The organism is Streptomyces adustus (genome assembly GCF_009377175.1).
GTDB classification, from domain to species: Bacteria; Actinomycetota; Actinomycetes; order Streptomycetales; family Streptomycetaceae; genus Streptomyces; species Streptomyces adustus.
Genome location: NZ_VJZD01000005.1, coordinates 1 through 20,974 on the forward strand (window position 1 = coordinate 1; position 20,974 = coordinate 20,974).

The window sequence follows — 20,974 nt, forward strand, 5'->3', positions numbered from 1 at the left end:
CCCGTCGCTCCGAAGCAGCCTGCGGAAGGCGCGGCTCTCGCCCTAATGGATCCAGTGCTCACGCCCAACCGCCCGGCGGGCACGCCATCCCATCAGAAGTCAGGCCTCCCGGCCGATCAGCAAGGGCACGGTCTCAAGCCAGAACTCGCACTGGTTCAGGCAACGGTAGTGCTCACCTGCTGACGGCTACGGACCGTAGTCTCTCCCACGACCCGCTGAGCCCCATTAGGCAGCGGATCACTTCACGGCGGGTCTTGCCTTGAGCCAGGCGTCGTTGCATGTAGTCCTGCGTGCGGTGGTCCCAGCGAAGTCGGCTCAGCACGATGAAATGCAAGGCCGCGTTGGCTTGCCGGTCGCCGCCGCGGTTGAGTCTGCGGCGCTGGGTCTTTCCTGAGGATGCCTCGACTGGGCTGACGCCTGCCAGAGCGGCGAAGGCAGCCTCGCTGTGTAAGCGCTCAGGGTTGTCACCTGCGGCGACGAGTAGACATGCCGCGATATCGGGGCCGACGCCATGCTGGTCGAGCAGCGTAGGCGCTGTGCTCTGAACGGCGTGCTTCATGCGGGTGGTGAGGTCGTTGATCTCTTCGCTCAGGTTCTGGACGCGTCGAGCCAGGAGCCGGAGGGTGTGGCGGGCGGCATCGGAGGCCGTGGAGATGGTGCCGGCGTCGAGCTGTGTGCAGGCGCGGACCAGGCGGGCGATACTCAAGCCCGAAAGGTTCTCGCGCAGGGCGGGATCCGTCGCCACCAGGACAGCCTTGAGCTGATTGATCGCCTGAGTGCGGGACTTGATCGCAGATGCCTTGGCCAGCTTGAACAGCCGCAGCATCTCCACGGAACCATGGCCGGCCTTCGCGGTGGCAGTAGCTCGGCCGGACAAGACGGCGTGCGCCGCTGCGTGAGCGTCGACAGAATCCGATTTGCCATGACGTCGGCGCGCTTGCTTGTCGGGTTGGTTCACCTCCGTAACCGAGACATCCTCGGCCTGGAGGTAACGCGTGAGCGCCGCACCGTAGGAGCCGGTGCATTCCACTCCTGCGCGGCGCATCACCCCAAACGAGCGTGCCCAGGAGAGCAATTGGCGGTATCCGTCGGCAGTCGCGGGGAAGCTCCGGCTGTCCAGGACGGTCCCAAGCACGGTCACAACCGCAGCGACGTGGGTGTCTTTGTGGGTATCCACACCGAGCAGGACCTCTTCGGTGGCTGGGAGATCGCCGTGAGGGGCGGCATCGCGGTGAGTCATGCTGAGCACAATCGCTGCCTTCGTGTCGCCGGAACGGAGGAACCACCAGGCCAGAGACGGTCAGGACTGTGAAGGTGCCGGTCGCGAAAGCCCCTATCGGGACACGTCCGCTGGCTTGGAGGCGTGGTGCACCCCGGACGGCAGCCAACGGATCAGTCTCAAGGCACGCAGCCAGTCGGGTGCCGGGTCAGACCGCCGTCCGGGACACCGACATCCTCACAGTCTGGTGCGGTCATCGTGCTGATCTCCTTCGAGCTTCGACATCTCGAAGATCAGCCGGTGGCCGTTCTGATATCCGGGCCCTCACTCCGACGCGGGGACAAACACCCGGATCAGGTGGGAACCGGTACACCACTTCCAAGGACGCAACCCCACCCCATGGGTCACGGCTGCGCCCGCGGTCCTGAGGGGTGCCCATTCGGCCATGCCTGCCTGTCCAGGCGGGCTGACTGAGGGCGATCGAGCCCAGCTGCCCGCTGGTATGCCGACGGGCTGGCTAGGCTCGCGGGACCAAGGCACTCGGCAAGAAGGACCGAGGGTGCTTCTGGTGCGTCCACCGTCGTGTGTGAGAGGCGTGGCCGATTCTGGCACCCCCTGTCCCGCGACCTCCGGGGCCGCACGGCCAGGTCCTGCGGAGCCCGGCGTGTCGCCCAACCTCAGGTCTCTGGTGTGGGTCCTGACGTGGTGCGGGGTGCTGGTGTGCGGCTGGATGGGGGTGGGTTGTTGTGGGTGAGGTGGTGTTGCCGTCGGGTGTGTCGTGGGTGATTGCGGCGTTGGTGGGTGACAACTGGCCCACCGCGCGGGCGGACCGGCTGGAGGACCTGTCGAGGCGGTGGGAGGAGATGGGCCGGCTCGCCTCGGCGGTGCAGCAGGAGATCACGGCCGCGCACGCGGCGCTGCGGTCGGGGGTGGGCGGGGACGTCGCCGATGCCTTCACCGGTTTTCTGGATGAGCTGGGTGCGGCGTTCGGTGCGGTGGTGGATTATACGGGGGAGATGTCGCGTTCGACGTTCAAGTCGGGCCAGGACATCGCCTACACCAAGGCCATGATGCTGCTTCAGGCGTTCGTGGTGCTGTTGCAGGTGTTGCAGTGGATGATCTGGGCGCCCGAGGCCATCCCCGCCCTGCTCACCGCGGGCCGTTACGGCATCCTGAAGGCCGCAGGGCAGCTCGCCGTACAGGCGGGGATCGCTGCCGTGATCGGTGCGGGCATGTCGCTGGCGGTGCAGATCTTCCAGATCATGTCCGGCGAACGCAAGGGCATCGACTGGGACGCGGTCGGCGCCGCCGCGAAGGACGGCGCACTGGGCGGTGCGGTGGTGGGTCTGTCCTTCGGTCTGGCGGGACTGCTGCCGAAGAGCTTCCGGGCGAACATCTTCACCAAGATCGTGGTTGCCGCGGCCGGCGGGGTGGCGGGCGCGGCGCTGACGTGGAAAGTCGACGGAGGCGGCCCCATCAACTGGGGCCTGTCCTTCGTGGCGGGCGCGGCCGGCGGCATCGACGGCGGACGACACGCACGCAAAGCCCTCGGCTCCGACATCAAAGCCCCCCACCTGCTCAACAGCCCCGACGCACTCACCGCCGTGGCGGACATGGTCCAGCACACCACCGACTGGGCCACCCTCGGCGGACAGGCCACCAGCACAGGCACAGGCACAGGCACAGGCAAAAGCAGCAGCGCGGGCCGAGGCACCGGTGCGGACCAGGCCGGCAGTGCAGGCCGGGGCAGGGGGGGCGGGCACCGGCAGCAAGGGTGACGCGGGCACCCGCGCCACCACCCTGGGCCCGGCCACCACCGGCAGGCACGTCAACAACGCCCACGCCTGGACCGCGCACATCGACCGCCTGGCCGCCCGCCCCGGCGGCACAGCCGAACCGGTCCGCACCACAGCCGAGACCACCGTGAGCGGGCGTGGCAGCAGCGAGCTGAACGCCGCCCGCAACCGCACGTCCACCACGACGGTCGTTACAGTAGGAGTATCCGAGGCGGAAGTGGGAGCCGACCCCCGCTTCTGCCAACTGCTCAACGACCCTGAGCGAGACGGGCCCTGGCTCGTCTCGCTCACGGACACCCTTCGTGACGCCCTCACCGCGGCCACCCCGGAGCGCCTGCTGGAAACCGCCACCGCGGGGAGGACCCGGGGCTCATTGCCGACTTCCTGGAACGCCTCGGCGAACTCGCCCGCGACGCCGGGCCGCGACGACGCCTGTACTGCGGCATGTCCCTGTAGGGCGTCACACATTGGGAACAAGTCGGGCGGAATCAGTACCGCCGCGGTGATCAGGGACTCGATACCTCCTGATCACCCGGAGATCGCGCCTGCCTCCGTTCGATGAGGAAGTCAGGACACGGGTGCTGCGCGAGGGTGGGAGTGGATGGGCTGCCCACCCTTTCTGGTCACCGCCAGGGAACCGACATGCCGTGAATTGCTGATCGGGGCCCTGCGCGCTCCCCTTGGAGGAGCGCAACCGTCAGACCGGGACGGTCACGCAGGGGTGTGCTGCAGCCGGTGATCGGCGGTGCCTGTGGTTACCAGGTCTGGATCCACTGGCTGCTGCCTTCCCAGCCTTCGGCCCCTATGCCCAGCCCGGAGACATCGCCCTTGTACCAAGCGGTACCGACAGTCTTGTGCGACCTCACGTCTATGACGTTGACCGGTTCCCAGGTGCCGATGGACGGCCAGTTCCACCAGTTGCACTGTCCGGGGCTGACAATGGTGCTTTCCATACCGCGGTAGGGAAACTGCAGCACGACGGGGTAGTCACCCTGGGCGCACAGTTGGACCCACTGGTTCTGGATCGTCGACGCGGACGCCGAGGGAGCCGTGACGGCGAGCAGGCTGGTGGCCGCGACGCAGACCGCGGCCGCGGAGACGGCGACCTGCCTGGCGTTCTTGAGAAAGCGCACTGGATTCCTCCGGGGATGAGTGCTGAGGGAGGTTGACCCTTGGACTCGGGACGGGGCCCGTTCCAATGGCCCCGGTGCTGCCGAAGCGTAGGAGCGCGGTTGCGTCAACTGGCCGGATGGCAGGCCTCTGTGTCCTTCCGTCACAACCCTCTGCCCTTCTGTCGCCGGTTACGACACGGGAGTTGAGCGGCCGCTCCCTCGGGAGGGACAGATCCAATGTGGCTGTCTTCGACGAAACGTGAGGACGCCGGAGGTAGCCCTCCGCGACCGGCCCCTGGACCACGGCCCTTGCGTACTCGTCCGAGTCGACGCCCTCACGCAGAAGGTCCGGGAGGCGGTCGTATCGTCGACGTCCACGCGCTGATCGCGGTCGGCGTCGACACCGACGGACACCGCGAGATCCTGCTGGACGTCGCCACCCGCGAGGACGGCGCCGGTCGGCTCGCCTTCCTCCGCTCGCTCATCGCACCGCCTGGTCCCGGACGAACTCGGTGGCCCCGGGGCGAGTTGGACCGGTCGCCACAGGTACGGACGGGCTGCGGCGAGATCGATGGGGCATCCCGGGTGCCTCAACAGGAACACCGCACGCGACGGTGTGGTGTTCGCCTCCGCCGTTGCGTTACATGGTCAGTGGTCCCCCGGTACCCCGTTTGCCGGGGGGCCACCAGAGTGTGCGTTCCCGTAGTGAATGAGAGCCATACGTGGTCACCCCAGGTCGTCGGAGCCTGCGTATCCCCGCGGTCACCGTGACCGGCGAGTCGACGGAGAAGACGCGCGCCGCCCGCAGCGCGGTGCGCCGCCGGGCCGTCGGCATGAGCCACGCGGACGTCGTCCGGGTGCTGGACAGCATCGGATCCGGACCGGCGCCCGACCCCGACGGAGCGGACACGGCCGAAGGCACGCGCCAGGCGGTGGAGTTCGGCGAGTGGCGGCGCATCGAGCGACTGCTGGCCGACACGGCCGAGGTGTACGACCCGAAGACGGATCCGATGATCCGCGAGGAGCGCGTCGCGAGCTCGGAGGCCGCGGCCGCGCGCGCGGCGCGGGAGCACCAGGAGCAGCGCAGTTACGACTACCAGGCACATGCCCGGGTCTACGCCCTCCAGGTCATCGAGGAGGCGGGCCTGCTAGAGGAGAGTCTCGGCGAGCGCCTCGGCGCCGAGGGCCCGCTGGTCCTGTTCGAGTCCGGTGATCTGAAGGCCTGGCGGCACGTCAGCGAGCGCACGCGGCACACGTCGGTGTCCCTTCAGGAGCGCATTCCGCACGCCGTCAAGGATCCGGCCGGCTTCCCCCCGTCCGTCAGGGCGCACAGCGCCCTGCTCACGACGATGGCCTGGGTGGGGCCGCTGAAGGCGATCGATCCGGCGTTCGTGGTGCGTCTGGCCCAGGCGGACCCCGAGGCCGCGCTGGCACTCGCCGACTGGCTCAAGGACATCCAGCGCCGCTGATCAGCGCGCCGGGGCAGCGCTCGGTGCCCTTAGGGGCCGCATCGCCGAAGGCAACCCGTCCGTCAGCTCGTTAAAACGTTCAACTAGCTAGCATGCGGCCGACATTGGACGGATCTCATGCGAAGGATCCTTTGTGAGACCGCACTTCCCGGGCCGATCAGGCCTACCGATCGTCGTGGGCGTCGCCGCGATGCTGATGGCGATCCCACCGGCATCCGCGACCGACCTGGCCACGTCCGCCTCTTCGCCGGAGCAGACCTCCTCCGGCAGCGCCCCGCACCCCGCCGGGCCGCGCATCGTCACCCTCATCACCGGTGACCGTGTCACCGTCACGCAGGGCGGCGACGGCCCGCCCACCGTCACCGTGGAGGGACCGGACGGCCACCGCGCCGATGCCCGCGTCACGACGCAGCAGGGCGACACGTACGTCTACCCGGCCGCCGCCGAGCGGTACGTGGCCGCCGGACTCCTCGACGACCGACTTTTCGACGTCACACGGCTCATCGCCGACGGCTACGACGACGCGCACACCGACGGCCTGCCCGTCATCCTGACCTACGCCTCCGACACCCGCAGGAAGCAGGGCGCGCCCTCGCTGCCCGGGGGCTCCACCGGCGCGCGAGCGCTGACCAGCATCGACAGCACCGCGGTCACCCAGGAACACGGCAAGGCCGCGACGTTCTGGGCCGACCTCACCCGGCAGAACCCCGCCTCCCGGACCGCTCGCCCGGCACAGAGGGCACCGGCACTGGCCGGAGGCGTCGAGAAGGTGTGGCTCGACGGAAAGGTCGAGGCCGATCTCGCCGACAGCGTCGCGCAGATCGGCGCCCCCGAGGTCTGGCAGGGCGGCGACACGGGCCAGGGCGTGGACGTGGCCGTCCTCGACACCGGCTACGACACCGCACACCCCGACCTGAAGGGCGTGGTCGCCGACTCCGCCAGCTTCGTGCCCGGCCAGGACGTCGACGACCACCACGGGCACGGCACACACGTGGCCTCCACCATCGCGGGCACCGGAGCGGCGTCCGGCGGCAAGGAGAAGGGCGTCGCCCCTGGCGTACGCCTGCACGTGGGCAAGGTCCTCGGCAACGACGGCGGCGGCTACGACTCCTGGATCATCAGCGGCATGGAATGGGCCGCCCGCGACGCCAAGGCCCGCGTGATCAGCATGAGCCTCGGCGGCGACCGTCCCTCCGACGGAACCGACCCGCTCAGCCAGGCGGTCGACGACCTCAGCGCCGAGACCGGCACCCTGTTCACCATCGCGGCCGGCAACTCCGGTCCCTCCGACGGCACCGTGGCCACCCCCGGTGCCGCCTCCGCCGCGCTCACGGTCGGCGCCGTCGACTCCGCCGACGCCCTCGCCGACTTCTCCAGCCGTGGCCCCCGCTTCCGGGACGACGTCATCAAGCCCGAGATCACCGCCCCCGGCGTCGGCATCCTCGCGGCCCGCTCGCAATGGGCGACCTTCGGCTCCGGCTCGTACGCCGCCCTCAGCGGCACCTCGATGGCCACCCCGCATGTCGCGGGCGTCGCCGCGCTGGTCGCCGCTGAACACCCGGACTGGGACGGAGCCCGCATCAAGGACGCCCTGGTCAGCACGGCTCACGCCACACCCGACATCCCCGCGGACGCCGGCGGCAACGGACGCGTGGACGCCGAGGCGGCCACCGGCCAACTGATCGCCATCGGCACGGCGGACGCCGGCATCCACACCCCGGGCCAGGCGTCCGGCACCGTGACCCGCACGGTCACCTGGACCAACTCGGGCGACACCTCCGTCTCCGTCACTCCGCGCATCGAGGCGTCCGACGCCCCCGAGGGCCTGTTCACCGTGACGGACCAGCCGGTCACCGTCCCCGCGCACGGCACTGCCACCGTCGACGTCACCACCACGCTCGACCGGGCCCCGGCGGACGCCAGATTCACCGGCCGCCTGGAAGGCGTCGTCGACGGCAAGGTCGTCACCCGCACCCTGCTCGCGGTCAGCACCCACGTCGAGTACCACCACCTGCGCGTGCACACCACCGACCGGTCCGGCGCACCACTGCCCGGCGTGGTGATGAACTACCGGCGCAAGGGCGAGGACCTCACCGACACCGTGCTCGACGCCGACCTCGACGGCTCGACCGACGCCGTCGTTCCCCCCGGCACCTACACCGTCTGGACCTGGGCCGCCGTCCAAGGTGTGCACGGCGCCTCCTCCGTCGGCCGGGCACTGATGGCCAAGGCGGACGTCGTCGTCGGCGACACCGACGCCGACGTCACCCTCGACGGGACGAAGCTGCGCCGGACCGAGGTCGTCACACCGAAGACCTCCACCGACACCTACATACGCGCCGACTTCCACCAGTCCTTCAAGGACGGCTCACCGGCCGTCACGGACAGCGACACGCTCGGGGACGCCTTCGACAGCGTGTGGGCCGAGCCCATGCCGAAGCCGTCCGGAAGCGACCTGACCTACACGGTCCGCTGGCGCATGCAGCAGCCCCAGCTCCAACTCTCCTCGGGTGCCCAGGACTTCGACGACCTGTGGCTCCAGCCCGGATCCGGCACCCCGGCCGAGGGCACCCGCAGCCTGCCCGCCGTGTTCGCGGGGGACGGCACCGCCGCTGAGTACGCGGCGGCCGGCGCCCGGGGCAAGGCGGCCGTGGTCCGCTACGTCCCCGACGAGGGCGACGACGATGACGACGACCGGACCGCCGCAGACGCCGACGACCAGTACACGGCCGCGCGCAAGGCGGGCGTCGCACTGCTGGTTGTGGTCAACGACCAGGACGGCCGCCTGCGCGAGCCCACCAGCCGCACCGACCTCGTCATCGCGGGCCTCTCCCGCACCGAGGGCGAGACCCTCATCGCCCGCATCCAGGCCGACCGCACCGGCTCGGTCCCGATGCGGATCGCCGGCCACGCGACGACGGATTACGTCTACGACCTGGTCCACAGCTGGCACGGCACCATCCCGGACACACAGCGCTACGCCCCCGCCCGCAGCGGACTCGCCCGCGTCGACGTCTCCTTCCGCGGCGACACGACAACCGAACTCGACGAGTTCCGCTTCGACCTGCAGCCCTACCTCGGGGTGAAGGTCGGCCTGTCACGGTCGGTCCCGGTCGGCGCCGAGCGCACCGACTGGGTCACCCCGGCCGGGGAGGCGGGCTGGATGGAGGAGGCCGCACGCGGCGTCACCTCGATGCAGTACTCCGGACTGGTCGGCTACCCGGCGGGCCGGACCACCGCCGTCCAGTGGTTCGGCCCCGTCGAACACCCCCGGCTGAACGAGTCCCAGCCACTGCCCCGGCGCATCGGCGACTCCTTCGACATCGTCCTCCCGGCCTTCGGCGACGGCGGCCGTGACCACGCCGGAGTGGTCGGGCCGGGCACCACCCTCCAGGCGACCGAGCTCTACCGCAACGGCCGCCTCGTGACCCGCGCCGACGGCGCCGGCATCCGGGTGGAGGACCTGCCGGCCGGATCGGAGCGGTACCGGCTCGTGACGACGACCGAACGGGTGGCGGGATATCCCTACTCGACGGCCACGCGCACCGAATGGGCCTTCACCTCGACCGCGCCCCGGTCGGACGACCCGCAGGTGCTTCCGCTCCTGCAGTTCGACTACAACATCACGACCGACGCGGACGGCGTGGCCGGCCGGGACGCCGACCTCACGGTGACGGCAGCCGCACTGCCGGGGATCTCGTCCAAGGCGGTGGACACCGACTCGGTCGAGGTGTCCTACGACGACGGCCGCACCTGGCAGCGTCCCGCCCGGCGCGGCACGGGCGAGGGAGCCGGCCGGGTCCGCCTGGACGCACCGAGGAAGGCCCGTTACCTGTCCCTGCGGGTCCATGCGTCGGACGGCCGTGGCGACACGGTGACGCAGACGGTGATCAGGGCCGCCGGCCTGGCCTGACCCGCCCTTCGCCCGGTGCTGGTGGCTCACCTCGCGGTGGGCCACCAGCACCGTCGTTCACACCATGCCTCAGCGGGCACCCCACCGCGGGTCCGCGACGGGCGCAAGAGGAACACCGTTCTCCGAAAAGTCGAACGGATTCCAGTCGAGCGGTGGGCCGGGGTGGGCTTCCTCGCCGGGGACGTGGATGGCCGCTGCGGGTGCGGCGGGTGGGGCAATGTGGGCGACGTCTCTGGTCTGGGCATCGGAGCCGAAGGCTGGGAGGGCGGCAGCCAGTGGATCCAGACCTGGTAACCACAGGCACCGCCGATCACCGGCTGCAGCACACCCCTGCGTGACCGTCCCGACTTGACGGTCGCGCTCCTCCGAGGGGAGCGCGCAGGGCCCCGATCAGCAATTCACGGCATGTCGGTTCCCTGGCGGTGACCAGGAAGGGTGGGCAGTCCATCCACTCCCACCCTCGCGCAGCACCCGTGTCCTGACTTCCTCGATCCCCTCCAGGACGAGGAGGCGGAGCAGCCGACGCGCCCGGTCATTGCCGGCCGGGCGCTACTGCCTCGGTCGGCATGAGTACTGTGAGCGCCGCGGTTCGAAGACCCCGAGCGGACTCGCGGGGCACAGCATGCCAGGCCGACTCCGGCGACCCGTGCGGACGAAAGCCTTCGCGCCCTGCCTCCTGCAGTCCACGCTGCCGACGTAGGACCGGCCAGGTGATGGCCGCCCGTCGCCGCTCCCGCTCATTCGCCGGGTCATGCGCCCAGCGGTCATGACCTCCGTTTGCCCGACGGACGACCCGTCTGTCGAACGGTCATTCGTCGGCGGTCAGGAGGAGAGTCGCGATGTGATCCATGTCGACGTAGCTTCCCTCCGTGCCCGCCGGGACGAGCTCCCGGGCCCTGTCCAGGAAATGAGCGACAGGGGAAGCCTTCATGTCGAGCACTGCAGACCCGAGTCTGGACCGGACGACAATGCGAATGACCGGACCGTGCGACGAGCGCCGGGGCGACACCAGGACGTCCCCTTCTCCCACCGGGCGGCTCATTCCGTCTTGCAGGAGACTGAGCGCGAATACCCAGTTGACCGTGCCGCTCGAGGTCGTCCCGATCGACAGACGTACGGCGTAGGGGTCGGCACGGTGATAGTGAAATGCTGCGGGGAGTGAAACATGCGGCTCACCTCCGACGACCACGTGCACTTCGAGCTCACAAGTGACCGTCGTCTCGGCCGCGCTTGAAAACGGTTGAGTCATTTCCTGCCCGTCCAACATGGTCTGGGGGATGGCACCTCTTGTCCGAAAAAGCCTAGGGCCGCCCGAAGCCACCACTTGCCGGGAAATGTATGAAAGGTTGCCCAGGAGAGAACCACACGCGAGGCAACCTCGAGGCCACGCCTCTGCGGTTCCCCGGCTCCGCGGTCGCCGGAACCACCCCGGTCTCATGGACGCGGCCGACCGTGCCGTCGGGGAACGCCCCGGCAGATCAAGGCCGTTGTGAAGGCCGACCCGTCGTCCACGTGTTCCGCGTGACGGCGAGCGGCCGAAAACGGCAGCGGTATCGCATCGGCAACGAGGGCGGTCCCGGGAAGAGTTGGCGAACGCCGCTCAGTGGCGCACACACGTGCTCCACAGACACTCCGCTCCCGGCACCAGCGCGTATCACCTTCCATCACTCGGCATGATTTTGTGCATATCCTGTAGCCGTAAAACCGTCATGATCGCCAAGCGGCGTTCGTCTCCCCCGGCTTAGTCAGGCGGTCAAACGACCACATACCGTGATGAGCCGGTCGGACACAGAGGGACGCGGCACACGGGGGTGGGTCAGGTGACCGAAGAGAACGGCGTCGGGTTCGGAGCGCTGCTCAGGCAGTTGCGCCTGGAGGCGTCACTGACGATCGAGGCGCTGGCCGAGGCCTCGGGGGTGAGCGGGCGCGGGATCGGAGACCTGGAACGAGGACGCCGGGCGACTCCCCAGCGAGGCACGGTCGCGGCGCTGGCGAACGGACTGAACCTGCACGAGCCGGATCGCGAACGGCTGCTCGCCGCGGCCCGCATCGGCCGCAACCCGCGCCAGAGCCCCGCCGACGTGCGCGCCTTCCCGCGCGGCATCGACGATTTCGTCGGCCGGGAGCAGGAACTCGCCCACCTCACCGCGCTGGCAGGACAGGCCGCCCTCGGCCGGCCACAGGTCGTGGCGGTGTCCGGGCCTCCGGGGACCGGGAAGACCACCCTGGCGCTGCACGCGGCACGCGAGCTGGCGGACCGTTTCCCCGACGGGCAGCTCGTACTCGATCTGCGCGGCATGGACGAGGAGCCCCCCATGCCGGCAGAACTCATGCTGCGCGTGCTCAAGGCCGTCGGCGTCGCCGACCGGGACCTGGCCAAGGCCGGACCGCCAGGTCACCCGGACCTCTACCGGCAGGCGCTCGCCGGGCGCCGCTGTCTGCTGGTGCTGGACAACGCCCGTGACGAGGCTCAGGTCCGCCCCCTCCTGCCGAGTGCGGGCGGGGCGATGGTCCTGATCACCAGTCGAAGGATGCTCACCGGACTGGAGGACGTCGAACGCCTGCCCATCGGCGAACTCTCCCCCTCCGAAGCCGCCGTCTTCCTGACCGGCGTGATCGGCAAGGACCGCGCGGACGCCGATCCCGACGCTCTCTCCGAGGTCGCGCTGCGCTGCGCGTACCTGCCCCTTGCCCTGCGTGTGGCGGGCAACTGGCTGGCGACGCGCACCGGCTGGACCGTACGCCGTCTGGCCGATCGTCTCGCTCTGCAAGAACGCCGTCTGGACACCCTGGCCGCCGGTGACGTCCGCGTGTCCGCCGCCTTCGACCTGTCCTACCGTCAGCTCACCCCCGATGCCGCCCGGCTCTTCCGCCTCCTCGCCCTGGTCGACGGCCCGGACGCCAGCGTCGCCGTCAGCGCCCAGCTCACCGGACAGGAGTGCTTCGACGTCGAAGACACCCTGGAGGAGCTGGTCGAGACCGGACTGCTGGGATCCGACCAGGACCGGTACCGCCTCCACGACCTGCTGAAGCTGTACGCCCGCGACCGGCTGAGAGCCGAGGAGCCCGAGGAGGCCGCCGAAGCGGCCAGGTCCGCACTGCATCACTGGCTGCTGGAGACCGCGGTCGTGGCCGGCCGCTGGTTCGAGCCCGACTACGGTGCCCCGCCTCCCACATGGCAGGGGATCGTCGATCTGTCGACTGCGGACCGCGCCCGCCGCTGGCTCCAGACGGAGAGCATCAATTGGCTTGCGGCCTTCCATTCCGCCGCCCACGAAGAGGACCACGCCGCCGTGGTCGAGGTCGCGGAAGCCCTCCACTGGTTCTCCGACCAGTGGATCTTCTGGGGGCACTGGCCGGAGGTCTCCGCCACCGCCGCCGCCAGTGCTCAGGCCTTGGGCGATCCCCTCCTCGAAGCCACCCACTTGAACCTCCACGCCTGGGCCCTGTTGATCTGCGAAGGCCGGCACCACGCCAGCATGGAGCGGTCAGCCGAAGCACTCGAGGCAGCCCGGCGCGCCCGTGATCTTCCCCAGCAGGCCTGGGCCCACAGCTACACGGCCTGGGCGCTCAGCCACCTCGGTGACTACTCCGCGGCAGCACCGCACAATCGCGAAGCGGCCCAACTGTTCGAAGCCGCGGGTGACATGCACGGGACCCTCCACGCCATGTGCAGCCACGCCGACACCCTGCTGCGAGCGGGACGTTACGAGGAATCCATCGCGGAGCACCTCCGTACGCTCGCCTTTCTCGATCAGGCCGGCGACAGCATCGAGCCGCACAGCGCCGCCTTCAATCGCGCCAACGTGCAGGCTTCCATAGGCCAGGCCCAGACTCTTCTCGAGAACTGGGCGAAGGCCGCCGATCACCTGCGCATCGCGGTGGATCTCGCCCGCGCGAGCGCGAATCCGGGTCTCGAGAGCCGAGCTTTGATCCATCTCGCGGAAGCCCTGCGGGCCGGCGGACATCATGAACAGGCTCGTGAGGTCTACGTCCAATGCGTCGGTCTCGGAGAGTCCGGCAACCCTGAGCATGTGGTGGCGGCCCGGGAGCGCCTGGCGGAACTGGATCGCAGTTGATGCTGTCCTTCCACCGTCGATCGCGGTGTCCGTGCCTGCCGTGGCTCGCGGGCCCGAGCGGACGGCAGGCACGGCGCCCGGTCTCCTTTGCGGGAGGCGCTGTGCGGTTTGCTGCTGATGCATGTCCTCGCCAGGGAGTTCATCGAGGGGCAGGTGCGGAGGTGCGCTTTCCGTGCAGTGGCGGGGTTCGGATGGAGGCTGCCGAGTGGGAGGCGAGAGGCGCTTCGTCCCACTCGGCGGCCAGAAGGAACGCTAGGCCTTCTCGGAGGCCTCAGCGCGTCCAGCAGTGCGCGTCAACTGGTCCATGGGTGCACTCGGCCCCTGAGAATCAGCCCGAAAGTCCAGTGCCGGACTCAATAGGTTTGAGCACCAGAAAATGCGGCCTGTGATCAGCCCGCACGAACGGCGCGCGGTCCAAATGTGAAGACTCGACTTGAGCAGCTCCGGGTCGAACTCGTGTGGATTCTGCACCATGAGGCAGAGCATCCACACCAACGACTCGGCTGATGCGGTCCGGTGATCATTGCGCCAGTACGATTCAAATGACCTACATGCCCGTCTTCGATTTTAGGAGTGCCATGCTCGTGCGACGATGGATCACGGCGACAGCGGCGACGGCGGTTGCTGTCGTGATGACGTTGGCCGGGGCCGGTAGCGCTTCAGCATCCGACTACTTCTATATCGGCGGGTCCGAAGGAGAAGTCGACAACAGCCCTGGAAACGGTGCTCCGGGGTGGATATGGGTATACGCCGGGTCTGATTACAATTCCCTCGACAACGCGTCCGCGACACTGGAATTCCAACTTGCCGACGGCAGCAGCGGAACGTACACCGTACTCAAGGACAAAGCCGGGTCCACGAATCTCTGGTCCGCGGTCTGGGCCGCCAGATTGTGCATCACCACTGCATACAAGAACCATTACAACTGCACCGAGTGGCACGAGTACGCGTAGTCATCGATGTGTGTCGCCCCCTGATCGACTTCTCTTGCCCGACCTCTAATCGCTGAGAGGCCGAACAGCCGGCCGCGGCGAACGGATTCGTCCGCCGCGGCCGACCGTCACCCGCTTTCAGGCTCACCGTCCGGCGCGACTCCGCCGCCGGCGGCAGGTGTCCGAGCGACCTCTCGGGCAGACGTCCCGCGGTGCGACAGCCTCTGTCGCGTCCGATACATGGCCGGTGGTCATGCAACCTTCTTCAGTGTGAAGTCGCCGAGCGCCGAGTCCTGCTCCATCAGTTTCACCCGAGTCGTCTCCGGCTCGTAGCCCTCCATAGAGGTGGTCACCGTGAACGGGCCGCCACTGGCGTCGAGCCACAGGGAGAACGTTCCGTCGTCGGCGGTCGTCACGGTGTGGCTCGACTTCTTGCCGACGATCTGGACGGTGGCTCCGGTGAGGGGGGCTGTACCGCCTTCTCCATCGTCACCGAGCACGGTGCCCGTGTAGGCGCCCCATCCCTTGCGCGGGTCGACGTTCATCGTCACCGGGATCGAGGCGACGTGGTACGGCGTGTCGGTACTCACGCTCAACTTCGCTGCGTAGGCGCCTGGTTGAGTGACCTCGGAGACCGAGGCGTCCAAAGACACCGTGACGGTGGTGCTGGCTCCCGGGCGCAGGGTCGCCCGCTGTCCGTGGAGACCCAGCCATGTCACGTCGTCCGTACGGTCGCCCTGGTCGTATCCGGGCAGCACGCCGACGGCCGCGGTGAAATTGGCGAAGGGCGTGCGCATGCCTCCGACGCTGTAGAAGCCGGGAGCCGCACCGCCCCGGTAGATCGCGGAAGCGGCGTTGGGCAGCGCCGTCCATGTGCCGGACTGAGGGTCGTAGGCGTAGCTCTTGTTGGTGACGCCGGTCGCGGTTCTGCCGCCGACGATGATGAACCGGCCGTTTGCTGCCGCGTAGTTCGGTCCCCACACCGCCAGGGTCATGTCCGCGATCGGTGACCAGCTGTCGGTCACCGGGTCGTAGACATAGGCGTGCTTCGTTATGCCAGCGTTCACCGTCTCGCCGCCGGCGCAGTAGAGCTTGTCGGCGATCTCGCCGCAGGCGGTCCAGCCGATGGGGATGGGGTAGGGGGCCATCGCCGACCACTTGTCGGTGGCCGGGTCGTAGGCGTACACGTCGGTGTTGAGGCAGTTCTTCTTGCCGCATCCGCCGACGACGTACAGCTTGCCGTCCACGACCGCGCTTCCGGAGCCGGCGTAGGGCTTGGGTGTCGGCGCTCCGGTGCTCCAGGTGTCGGAGGCCGGGTCGTATATCTCCAGCTTGGGATCGAGCGTGGAGTCGTTGCGCCATCCGCCCACGGCGTAGAACTTGCCGCCGATGAATCCCTTGGCCGGTGCGTCACGTTCGTCGGCTGCCGACGCCAGTTGCGACCAGGCGTCGGTGCCCGGGTCGTAGACGTACATGTCCGGGGTGTAGCTGCCAGTGCTGGGGGTGAAGCCGAACGCGGAGTAGAGCCGGCCGTCGTACGCGGCGACGGCATTGTCCGCCGTGGTCGTCGGCAGATTCGCCACCGACTGCCAGGCCGTGCCGTCGACCGTTTGCGTATCAGGGGTACTGGCCTGCTCGGCCACGGTGAAGGTGGCGGGAGCCTTGCCGGTGTTCTTTATCGTCAGCTTCGTCGTGGCTCTGCCGCCGAGGGACAGTGTCTTGTCGACGGCTGTCTGTTTGACGGTGAGCTTTCCGGACTGGAGACCGTAGTCGGACTCGGTCACACCGTCCGGTACCACGCGCGCTGTCCTGGTCCCGGTGGCGAACTTGCTCTTGGTCGCCGTGAAGGACTGCTTGCCGAGGGCGTCGGAGAAGAGCCAGTAGAAGCCGTCGTCCAGTTGCGGGTCGTCCGGGGTGGCCGCTGTCAGGCCGATCTGCCCGTGATCACCGGCGTTGCGGACCCTGGCGTTGAGGATCTTGGTACCGGTGTTGGCGTCGGTGACGACACCGGCCACCAGCCCTCCGCTCACGGGGGTGGTGGGGTGGTCGCCGATGAAAAGGTTGTCCAATTCCCAGAAGTTGTCATTGCTGGCGACGAATCGGAACCGCACCTGGACCGTCTTGGCTCCGGAGTAGGCGGCGATCGGAATGTCTATGTGGCCGGACTGGCTCACCTTTGTCCATGTGCGCAGATTGGTCCAGGTCACGCCGCCGTCGGTGGTGATGTCGACCGTGGCGCTCTGCGTGGCATAGGCGGGGTAGTCCATGTCGAAGGAGATCCGCGGCCTGGTGTAATCGCTGAAGTCGTAGACCGGGCTGAACAGTGACGAGTCCTGACGCTTGCCGGGGTAGCTGATGCTGTTGGCCAGGGCGAAGCCTCCGCTGCCACCGGTCCTGTTCCCTTGGTGCGTGGGATCCGAGAACCCCCAGCCGCCCTCGGTTCCGGGGGCGTTGACGACGCTCCAGCCGTCGGGCGGGGAGTCGGTCGCGTCGAACGCCTCGGTGCGGCCGACGGTTCCCACGTCGTAACCGGCGAAGGTGTCCACGTCACGGTCCACGGGGAGGGCGACGTCCGCCTTCTGTGTCGAGGATCCGAGGCTGATGTCCTTCGTTCCGGTCTGGTAGCCGGGGTACTGGGCGACGACCTTCAGCGTGTAGTCGTGGCCTTCCGGCAGTCTCAGCTTGTAGACGCCTGTGTAGGGGTTGGTGAAGACCGGCGCGCCGGGCACGTCCTCGGCGGTCACCGACGCGTAGAGCGGATATCCGTGGCCGGAGCCGTCGGTGATCTTGCCGGTGACGGTCTGGGACGGCGCGGTGTCCAGCGAGACGTCCTGTGTGACCGAGTCGCCGTCGGCCACCGTGACCGTCGAGGTCTTCGTCCGGTAGCCGTAGGCGTCGGCGCGCAGGTCGTACGTGCCGGGCGGGAGCGTGAGGGAGTAGTGACCGTGGGAGTCCACGGTGTCCTGGTAGCCGTCGGCCGTGACGGTCGCCGCGGTCAGCGGAGCGCCGGTGGAGTCGGTGACGGTCCCGCTGACCGTGCCGTGCGGGTAGTTGCGGAAGGCCGCCAGACCGTTGGGGGTGCCGAGGCCCGTCGGTCCGTCGTAGCCCGCGCCGGCAGTGCAGAGATAGGACGGGGTGCACGTGCCGTTGGTGCCGCTGGTGACGTCGTTGAGCGCGGACTTCTTGAAATAGGGGTAGGCGTTCGGATAGGTGCCCGCGTCGGGAGTGGCGGCGGCCGCGTACACACCGGTGATGATGGGGGCGGCGGCGCTGGTGCCGCCCATCTCACCCCAGCCGTAGCCACCGTATGTCTGGTAGAACGCCACACCGGTGTAGGGGTCGGCGACCGCGGCCACGTCCGACACCGAGCGATTGTCACAGCCGGTGTCCCTCTGGAATCCGGGCTTGGGCTCGTAGGCCGAACACCCCGACCCGGTGAGGCCCCACGCCGATTCGGTCCAGCCACGTGACGCGGTCGTGCTCGGCCTGAGTGACGTGCCGCCGACGGCGGTCACGTGCTGCGAGGCGGCCGGGTAGGAGATGCCGTAGCCGAAGTCCCCGGTGGAGGCGACCATGGCGACGCCCGGACGGTCGTAGTGGGCGTCGAATTCGGTGACCTCCTCCGGAACCTCGCCGCTGCCCGCTCCGCCCCTGTAGTCGCTTCCGTAGGAGTTGGAGACGTACTGGGCTCCCTGCGCGACCGCCTGGTCGACGGCGGCGAAGATGTCCTGGAAGTCGGTGCTGTCCGCCTCGACCAGCAGGAGGTGCGCGGCGGGCGCGGAGGCCGAGACCATGTCCAGGTCGAGCGATGCCTCAGCCGCCCAACTGCCGTTGGCTTCGGGGAAATCGGTGCCGCCCCGCTGATCGACTTTTCGGAAGCACCCGTCGGCGGCCGTGCACGCGGGCAGTCCGTACTGCTCACGGTAGACGGCCAGATCGGCCTCCGCCGTCGGATCGTCGTAGGCCACCACGACGGCGACCGTGCGACCGCCGCCGCCGTCCGTCGGCAGGTCGTACGCGCTCTGCAGATCGGACGGGCCGTAGCCGACGGGCGCGGTGTCCGAGACTCCGTGCTTGGCGACGGTGTCGGTGCGCCGGATCGCGAAGCACCCCACCTTGCCGGGTTTCGGCTCCGAGCACACGGACTCGGCGGCCGGCTTGGTGTCCTGCACCGACGCGTCGGCGCTGGGTTTCGCCGACGCCGCCGCGGCGAGCGGCAGGCCGGCGCCCAGCACCGCCATCACGATCGAGGCGACGACCCCCAGGCGTGGGGGCGTGGGCCCGGGTCTCGCGGTGAACAGCCTGGTTATTCGCAACGTGCCACTCCTGTGGGCTTGTACCTCGGACCAACCCTTTGACCACCGGTTGACTACGAACCCCTGTTCGCAACAGACGTTTTTGCAGATGAACTGATGAAAGGTCAAGTAATAATGTTCATGTGCACGTTCCGGGCATTCATCACCGAACCTACGGCCCGGACGACCGGCCGAGCCGTCCGTCGTGAGAAGCGTGAGCCTGTTCACCACGACCGTGAGCCGGGTGGCGACGGCCGCCGGGAGGTGCGGCGCCCGCGGGGTGGTGGGCGACGGCACCGACTAGGAGCGGGACGGATCGAAGAGGAGCCTAGGAGCCGCGAGCCTGCCCGTTTGCCGTTCCGTGCACGGATGTTGTTCCCTCAGCGCACACGGAGTCGCGGAGCGCGCGTCGCCGGCCCCAGTCCGTGAACCCGCTGACCGCGGACGGTTCGTCACACCTGGACCGGCTGGCCGCTCATCGCTCTTCGGCGCGAGCAAGTGCCTCCCTGGGCAAGAGCCCGTGCGTTCCTCGACGCAAAACCGGAAGTGCGAGTTCGTAGGGTTCGGGACGACAATCCCGCTCTTTCGGGTGCGCGCTGCGGCCCTTGTCCGCCGTTCTGCGAGCCGTGGTCCTCCCCATCGGAATGCGCGCGGCTTCGAAGGGCTGCTCAGCCGATCTTCAAAGGGGTGAGCATGAATACGTACACCAAGCCGCTTCTTGGGGTGTGGGCCTGGCAGAAGGACGCCGCATGCCGGGGCATGGACAGCTCCGTCTTCTTTTCACCGGACAGCGAAAGAGGCCGGGCTCGTCAACGGCGGGAAGAAGCGGCACGGACCATCTGCCGCGAGTGCCCGGTGAGCGGTCCCTGCGGCCGGTTCGCGCGGGCGTCGCAGCAGGAGTACGGCGTCTGGGGCGGCTGCACCGAGAACGAGCGGCGTTCCGCCACCGATGTAGCCGACCGGAATTGAGCTTCTCGTATCTGCGGCGGCTCCTCGGCTGTCCTCCGGACGCGAGAAGGGTCAGTCGCCGGCATTCCGTTGCCCCATGACCAGATGCATCCGGCGGATGTCGTCCAGCGTCAGGACGGCTCCTGCCATGGCGCAGGCGACACGCATGCCGATCAGGCTGTCGACCTCGCCGGGTTCGAGGTCCTCCCAATCGGCGATCCCGGCGGCCTCGAACGCGGCGACCAGTTCGGTGGACATGCCGGGAAGTCGTTCCTCCAGGCTGAGTTCGTCGATGACGACTTCCTCGATCTCCTCGCCGTCCACCGCGTAGTGGAGACTGGCGTGCCCGTTGATGGTGTACACCGTCGTGACCGCGGTCCGCCCCCCGCGGGAGAGGACTTCGGCGGCGCCGTCAACGGTGTATCCCAAGTCATCGTAGACGAAGGTCCATTGCCCGATGCGGCCGGCGAGCAGTGTGGCGGCGTCTCCCGTGTCACCGCCGAGGGCCGCACTCGGCAGCGACGTGTACCGGTTCGGCTTCTGGTCGGGAAGCACGCACTGTTGGATCGAAGCGGGCTCGACGCGAAGGGCCTCCAGGGCCCGCACGGGTCCCATGTCCCGTACGACGTGCAGACTGTGGTTGGGGTCTTCGCTGGCGAGGTCGCGTATCCAGACCGGCAGCCCTTCCGAATCGAGCGTGTTGCGCGGAAATCCAGGCGTGACCACGGGCGACCTCTTAACGCTCTTCATCGTGTCCCAGCGCACCGGGAAGGTGCCGCAGGCTGCTCCGGAGAGATCGCGCGCCAGGCGACGGTCGAGCAAGATGGCAGAGGCGGAGTGGCACGCGCAACTCGACGGTGATCCTTGGGTCGGTCGCCGGACACCGTCAACGCCCGGCCTCAAGATGTGCTCGAAAGCGCTGTGACGGCGCCCTGGAGGGCACGCGGTGCTTCAGCTGCTGGCCCGCCGGATCCGCTTCGGCTGAACTGTGGTGAGGGCCAGTCCTGTGCGACCGGAATTCTCCTCCGGTCCGTCGATCACCGGACGAGTCCGCCCAGGTCCATGAGCCAGGGCACGGGGCCGCGGCCGCCGCCCGCCTCCCATGGCCCGCCCGCCGGCCGGGCCCGCGAAGCGGACGGCCTGGCTGCCGGAGCGCCTGTGCTGCACGGCGTACCGAAAATTCTTCCTGGACTTCTTCCTGGTACCTCTCG

General features: G+C 68.8%; 11 protein-coding genes and 1 pseudogene. 7 read left to right on the top strand and 5 right to left on the bottom strand.

All coding sequences use genetic code 11. The annotated features are described in order from the left end of the window. Positions 1–172: 172 nt before the first annotated feature. Entirely contained in the window at positions 173–1,249 is a 1,077-nt protein-coding gene (locus tag FNH09_RS02360) for an IS110 family RNA-guided transposase (RefSeq protein WP_476691263.1), read from the bottom strand. 752 nt (positions 1,250–2,001) lie between these two features. On the opposite strand from FNH09_RS02360, the gene FNH09_RS02365 reads away from it, so the two are divergent. Continuing rightward, positions 2,002–2,997, top strand: coding sequence for a WXG100-like domain-containing protein (locus FNH09_RS02365; protein ID WP_152884581.1), 996 nt, complete (start codon positions 2,002–2,004; stop codon positions 2,995–2,997). Between the two features lie 773 nt (positions 2,998–3,770). Here the strand turns inward: FNH09_RS02365 and FNH09_RS02370 are convergent. Continuing rightward, on the bottom strand, positions 3,771–4,148 hold the full coding sequence (locus FNH09_RS02370; protein WP_152884583.1) for a hypothetical protein: 378 nt from the start codon (positions 4,146–4,148) through the stop codon (positions 3,771–3,773). Between the two features lie 256 nt (positions 4,149–4,404). Between FNH09_RS02370 and FNH09_RS02375 the strand changes: the two are divergent. From FNH09_RS02375 to FNH09_RS02385, 3 genes and pseudogenes are all read left to right on the top strand, one after another. Next, positions 4,405–4,616, top strand: a pseudogene (locus FNH09_RS02375) (transposase); the annotation flags it as partial. A 233-nt stretch (positions 4,617–4,849) separates the two neighbouring features. Continuing rightward, positions 4,850–5,596, top strand: coding sequence for a hypothetical protein (locus FNH09_RS02380; RefSeq protein WP_152884585.1), 747 nt, complete (start codon positions 4,850–4,852; stop codon positions 5,594–5,596). 133 nt (positions 5,597–5,729) lie between these two features. Further along, positions 5,730–9,509: a S8 family serine peptidase gene (locus tag FNH09_RS02385; RefSeq protein ID WP_152884588.1), complete on the top strand. Its 3,780-nt coding sequence runs from the start codon at positions 5,730–5,732 to the stop codon at positions 9,507–9,509. Positions 9,510–10,317: 808 nt separating this feature from the next. On the opposite strand, the gene FNH09_RS02390 is transcribed toward FNH09_RS02385, so the two are convergent. Continuing rightward, positions 10,318–10,776, bottom strand: coding sequence for an SsgA family sporulation/cell division regulator (locus FNH09_RS02390; protein WP_238426402.1), 459 nt, complete (start codon positions 10,774–10,776; stop codon positions 10,318–10,320). Between the two features lie 553 nt (positions 10,777–11,329). Here FNH09_RS02390 and FNH09_RS02395 point away from each other — a divergent pair. Both FNH09_RS02395 and FNH09_RS02400 read left to right on the top strand, forming a co-directional pair. Further along, positions 11,330–13,588, top strand: coding sequence for a helix-turn-helix domain-containing protein (locus FNH09_RS02395; protein WP_162468007.1), 2,259 nt, complete (start codon positions 11,330–11,332; stop codon positions 13,586–13,588). Between the two features lie 542 nt (positions 13,589–14,130). Further along, the gene (locus tag FNH09_RS02400; protein ID WP_238426403.1) at positions 14,131–14,541 is read left to right on the top strand and encodes a hypothetical protein; all 411 of its coding nucleotides are present in this window, start codon (positions 14,131–14,133) and stop codon (positions 14,539–14,541) included. A 230-nt stretch (positions 14,542–14,771) separates the two neighbouring features. On the opposite strand, the gene FNH09_RS02405 is transcribed toward FNH09_RS02400, so the two are convergent. After that, positions 14,772–18,836 (bottom strand): carboxypeptidase regulatory-like domain-containing protein, encoded by a 4,065-nt coding sequence (locus FNH09_RS02405; RefSeq protein WP_238426404.1) that lies wholly within the window; start codon positions 18,834–18,836, stop codon positions 14,772–14,774. Positions 18,837–19,508: 672 nt separating this feature from the next. Here FNH09_RS02405 and FNH09_RS02410 point away from each other — a divergent pair. Beyond that, entirely contained in the window at positions 19,509–19,784 is a 276-nt protein-coding gene (locus tag FNH09_RS02410; protein WP_152884593.1) for a WhiB family transcriptional regulator, read from the top strand. Between the two features lie 51 nt (positions 19,785–19,835). Here the strand turns inward: FNH09_RS02410 and FNH09_RS02415 are convergent, their stop codons facing one another. Further along, complete coding sequence (locus FNH09_RS02415) at positions 19,836–20,585, bottom strand: hypothetical protein (RefSeq protein WP_238426405.1); 750 nt, start codon at positions 20,583–20,585, stop codon at positions 19,836–19,838. Positions 20,586–20,974: the final 389 nt, after the last annotated feature.

Excerpts from the sequence above, each read along its gene's own strand:
- FNH09_RS02390 (WP_238426402.1), bottom strand. The coding sequence starts at position 10,776 with ATGTTGGACGGGCAGGAAATGACTCAACCGTTTTCAAGCGCGGCCGAG.
- FNH09_RS02400 (WP_238426403.1), top strand. The coding sequence starts at position 14,131 with ATGACCTACATGCCCGTCTTCGATTTTAGGAGTGCCATGCTCGTGCGA.
- FNH09_RS02410 (WP_152884593.1), top strand. The coding sequence starts at position 19,509 with ATGAATACGTACACCAAGCCGCTTCTTGGGGTGTGGGCCTGGCAGAAG.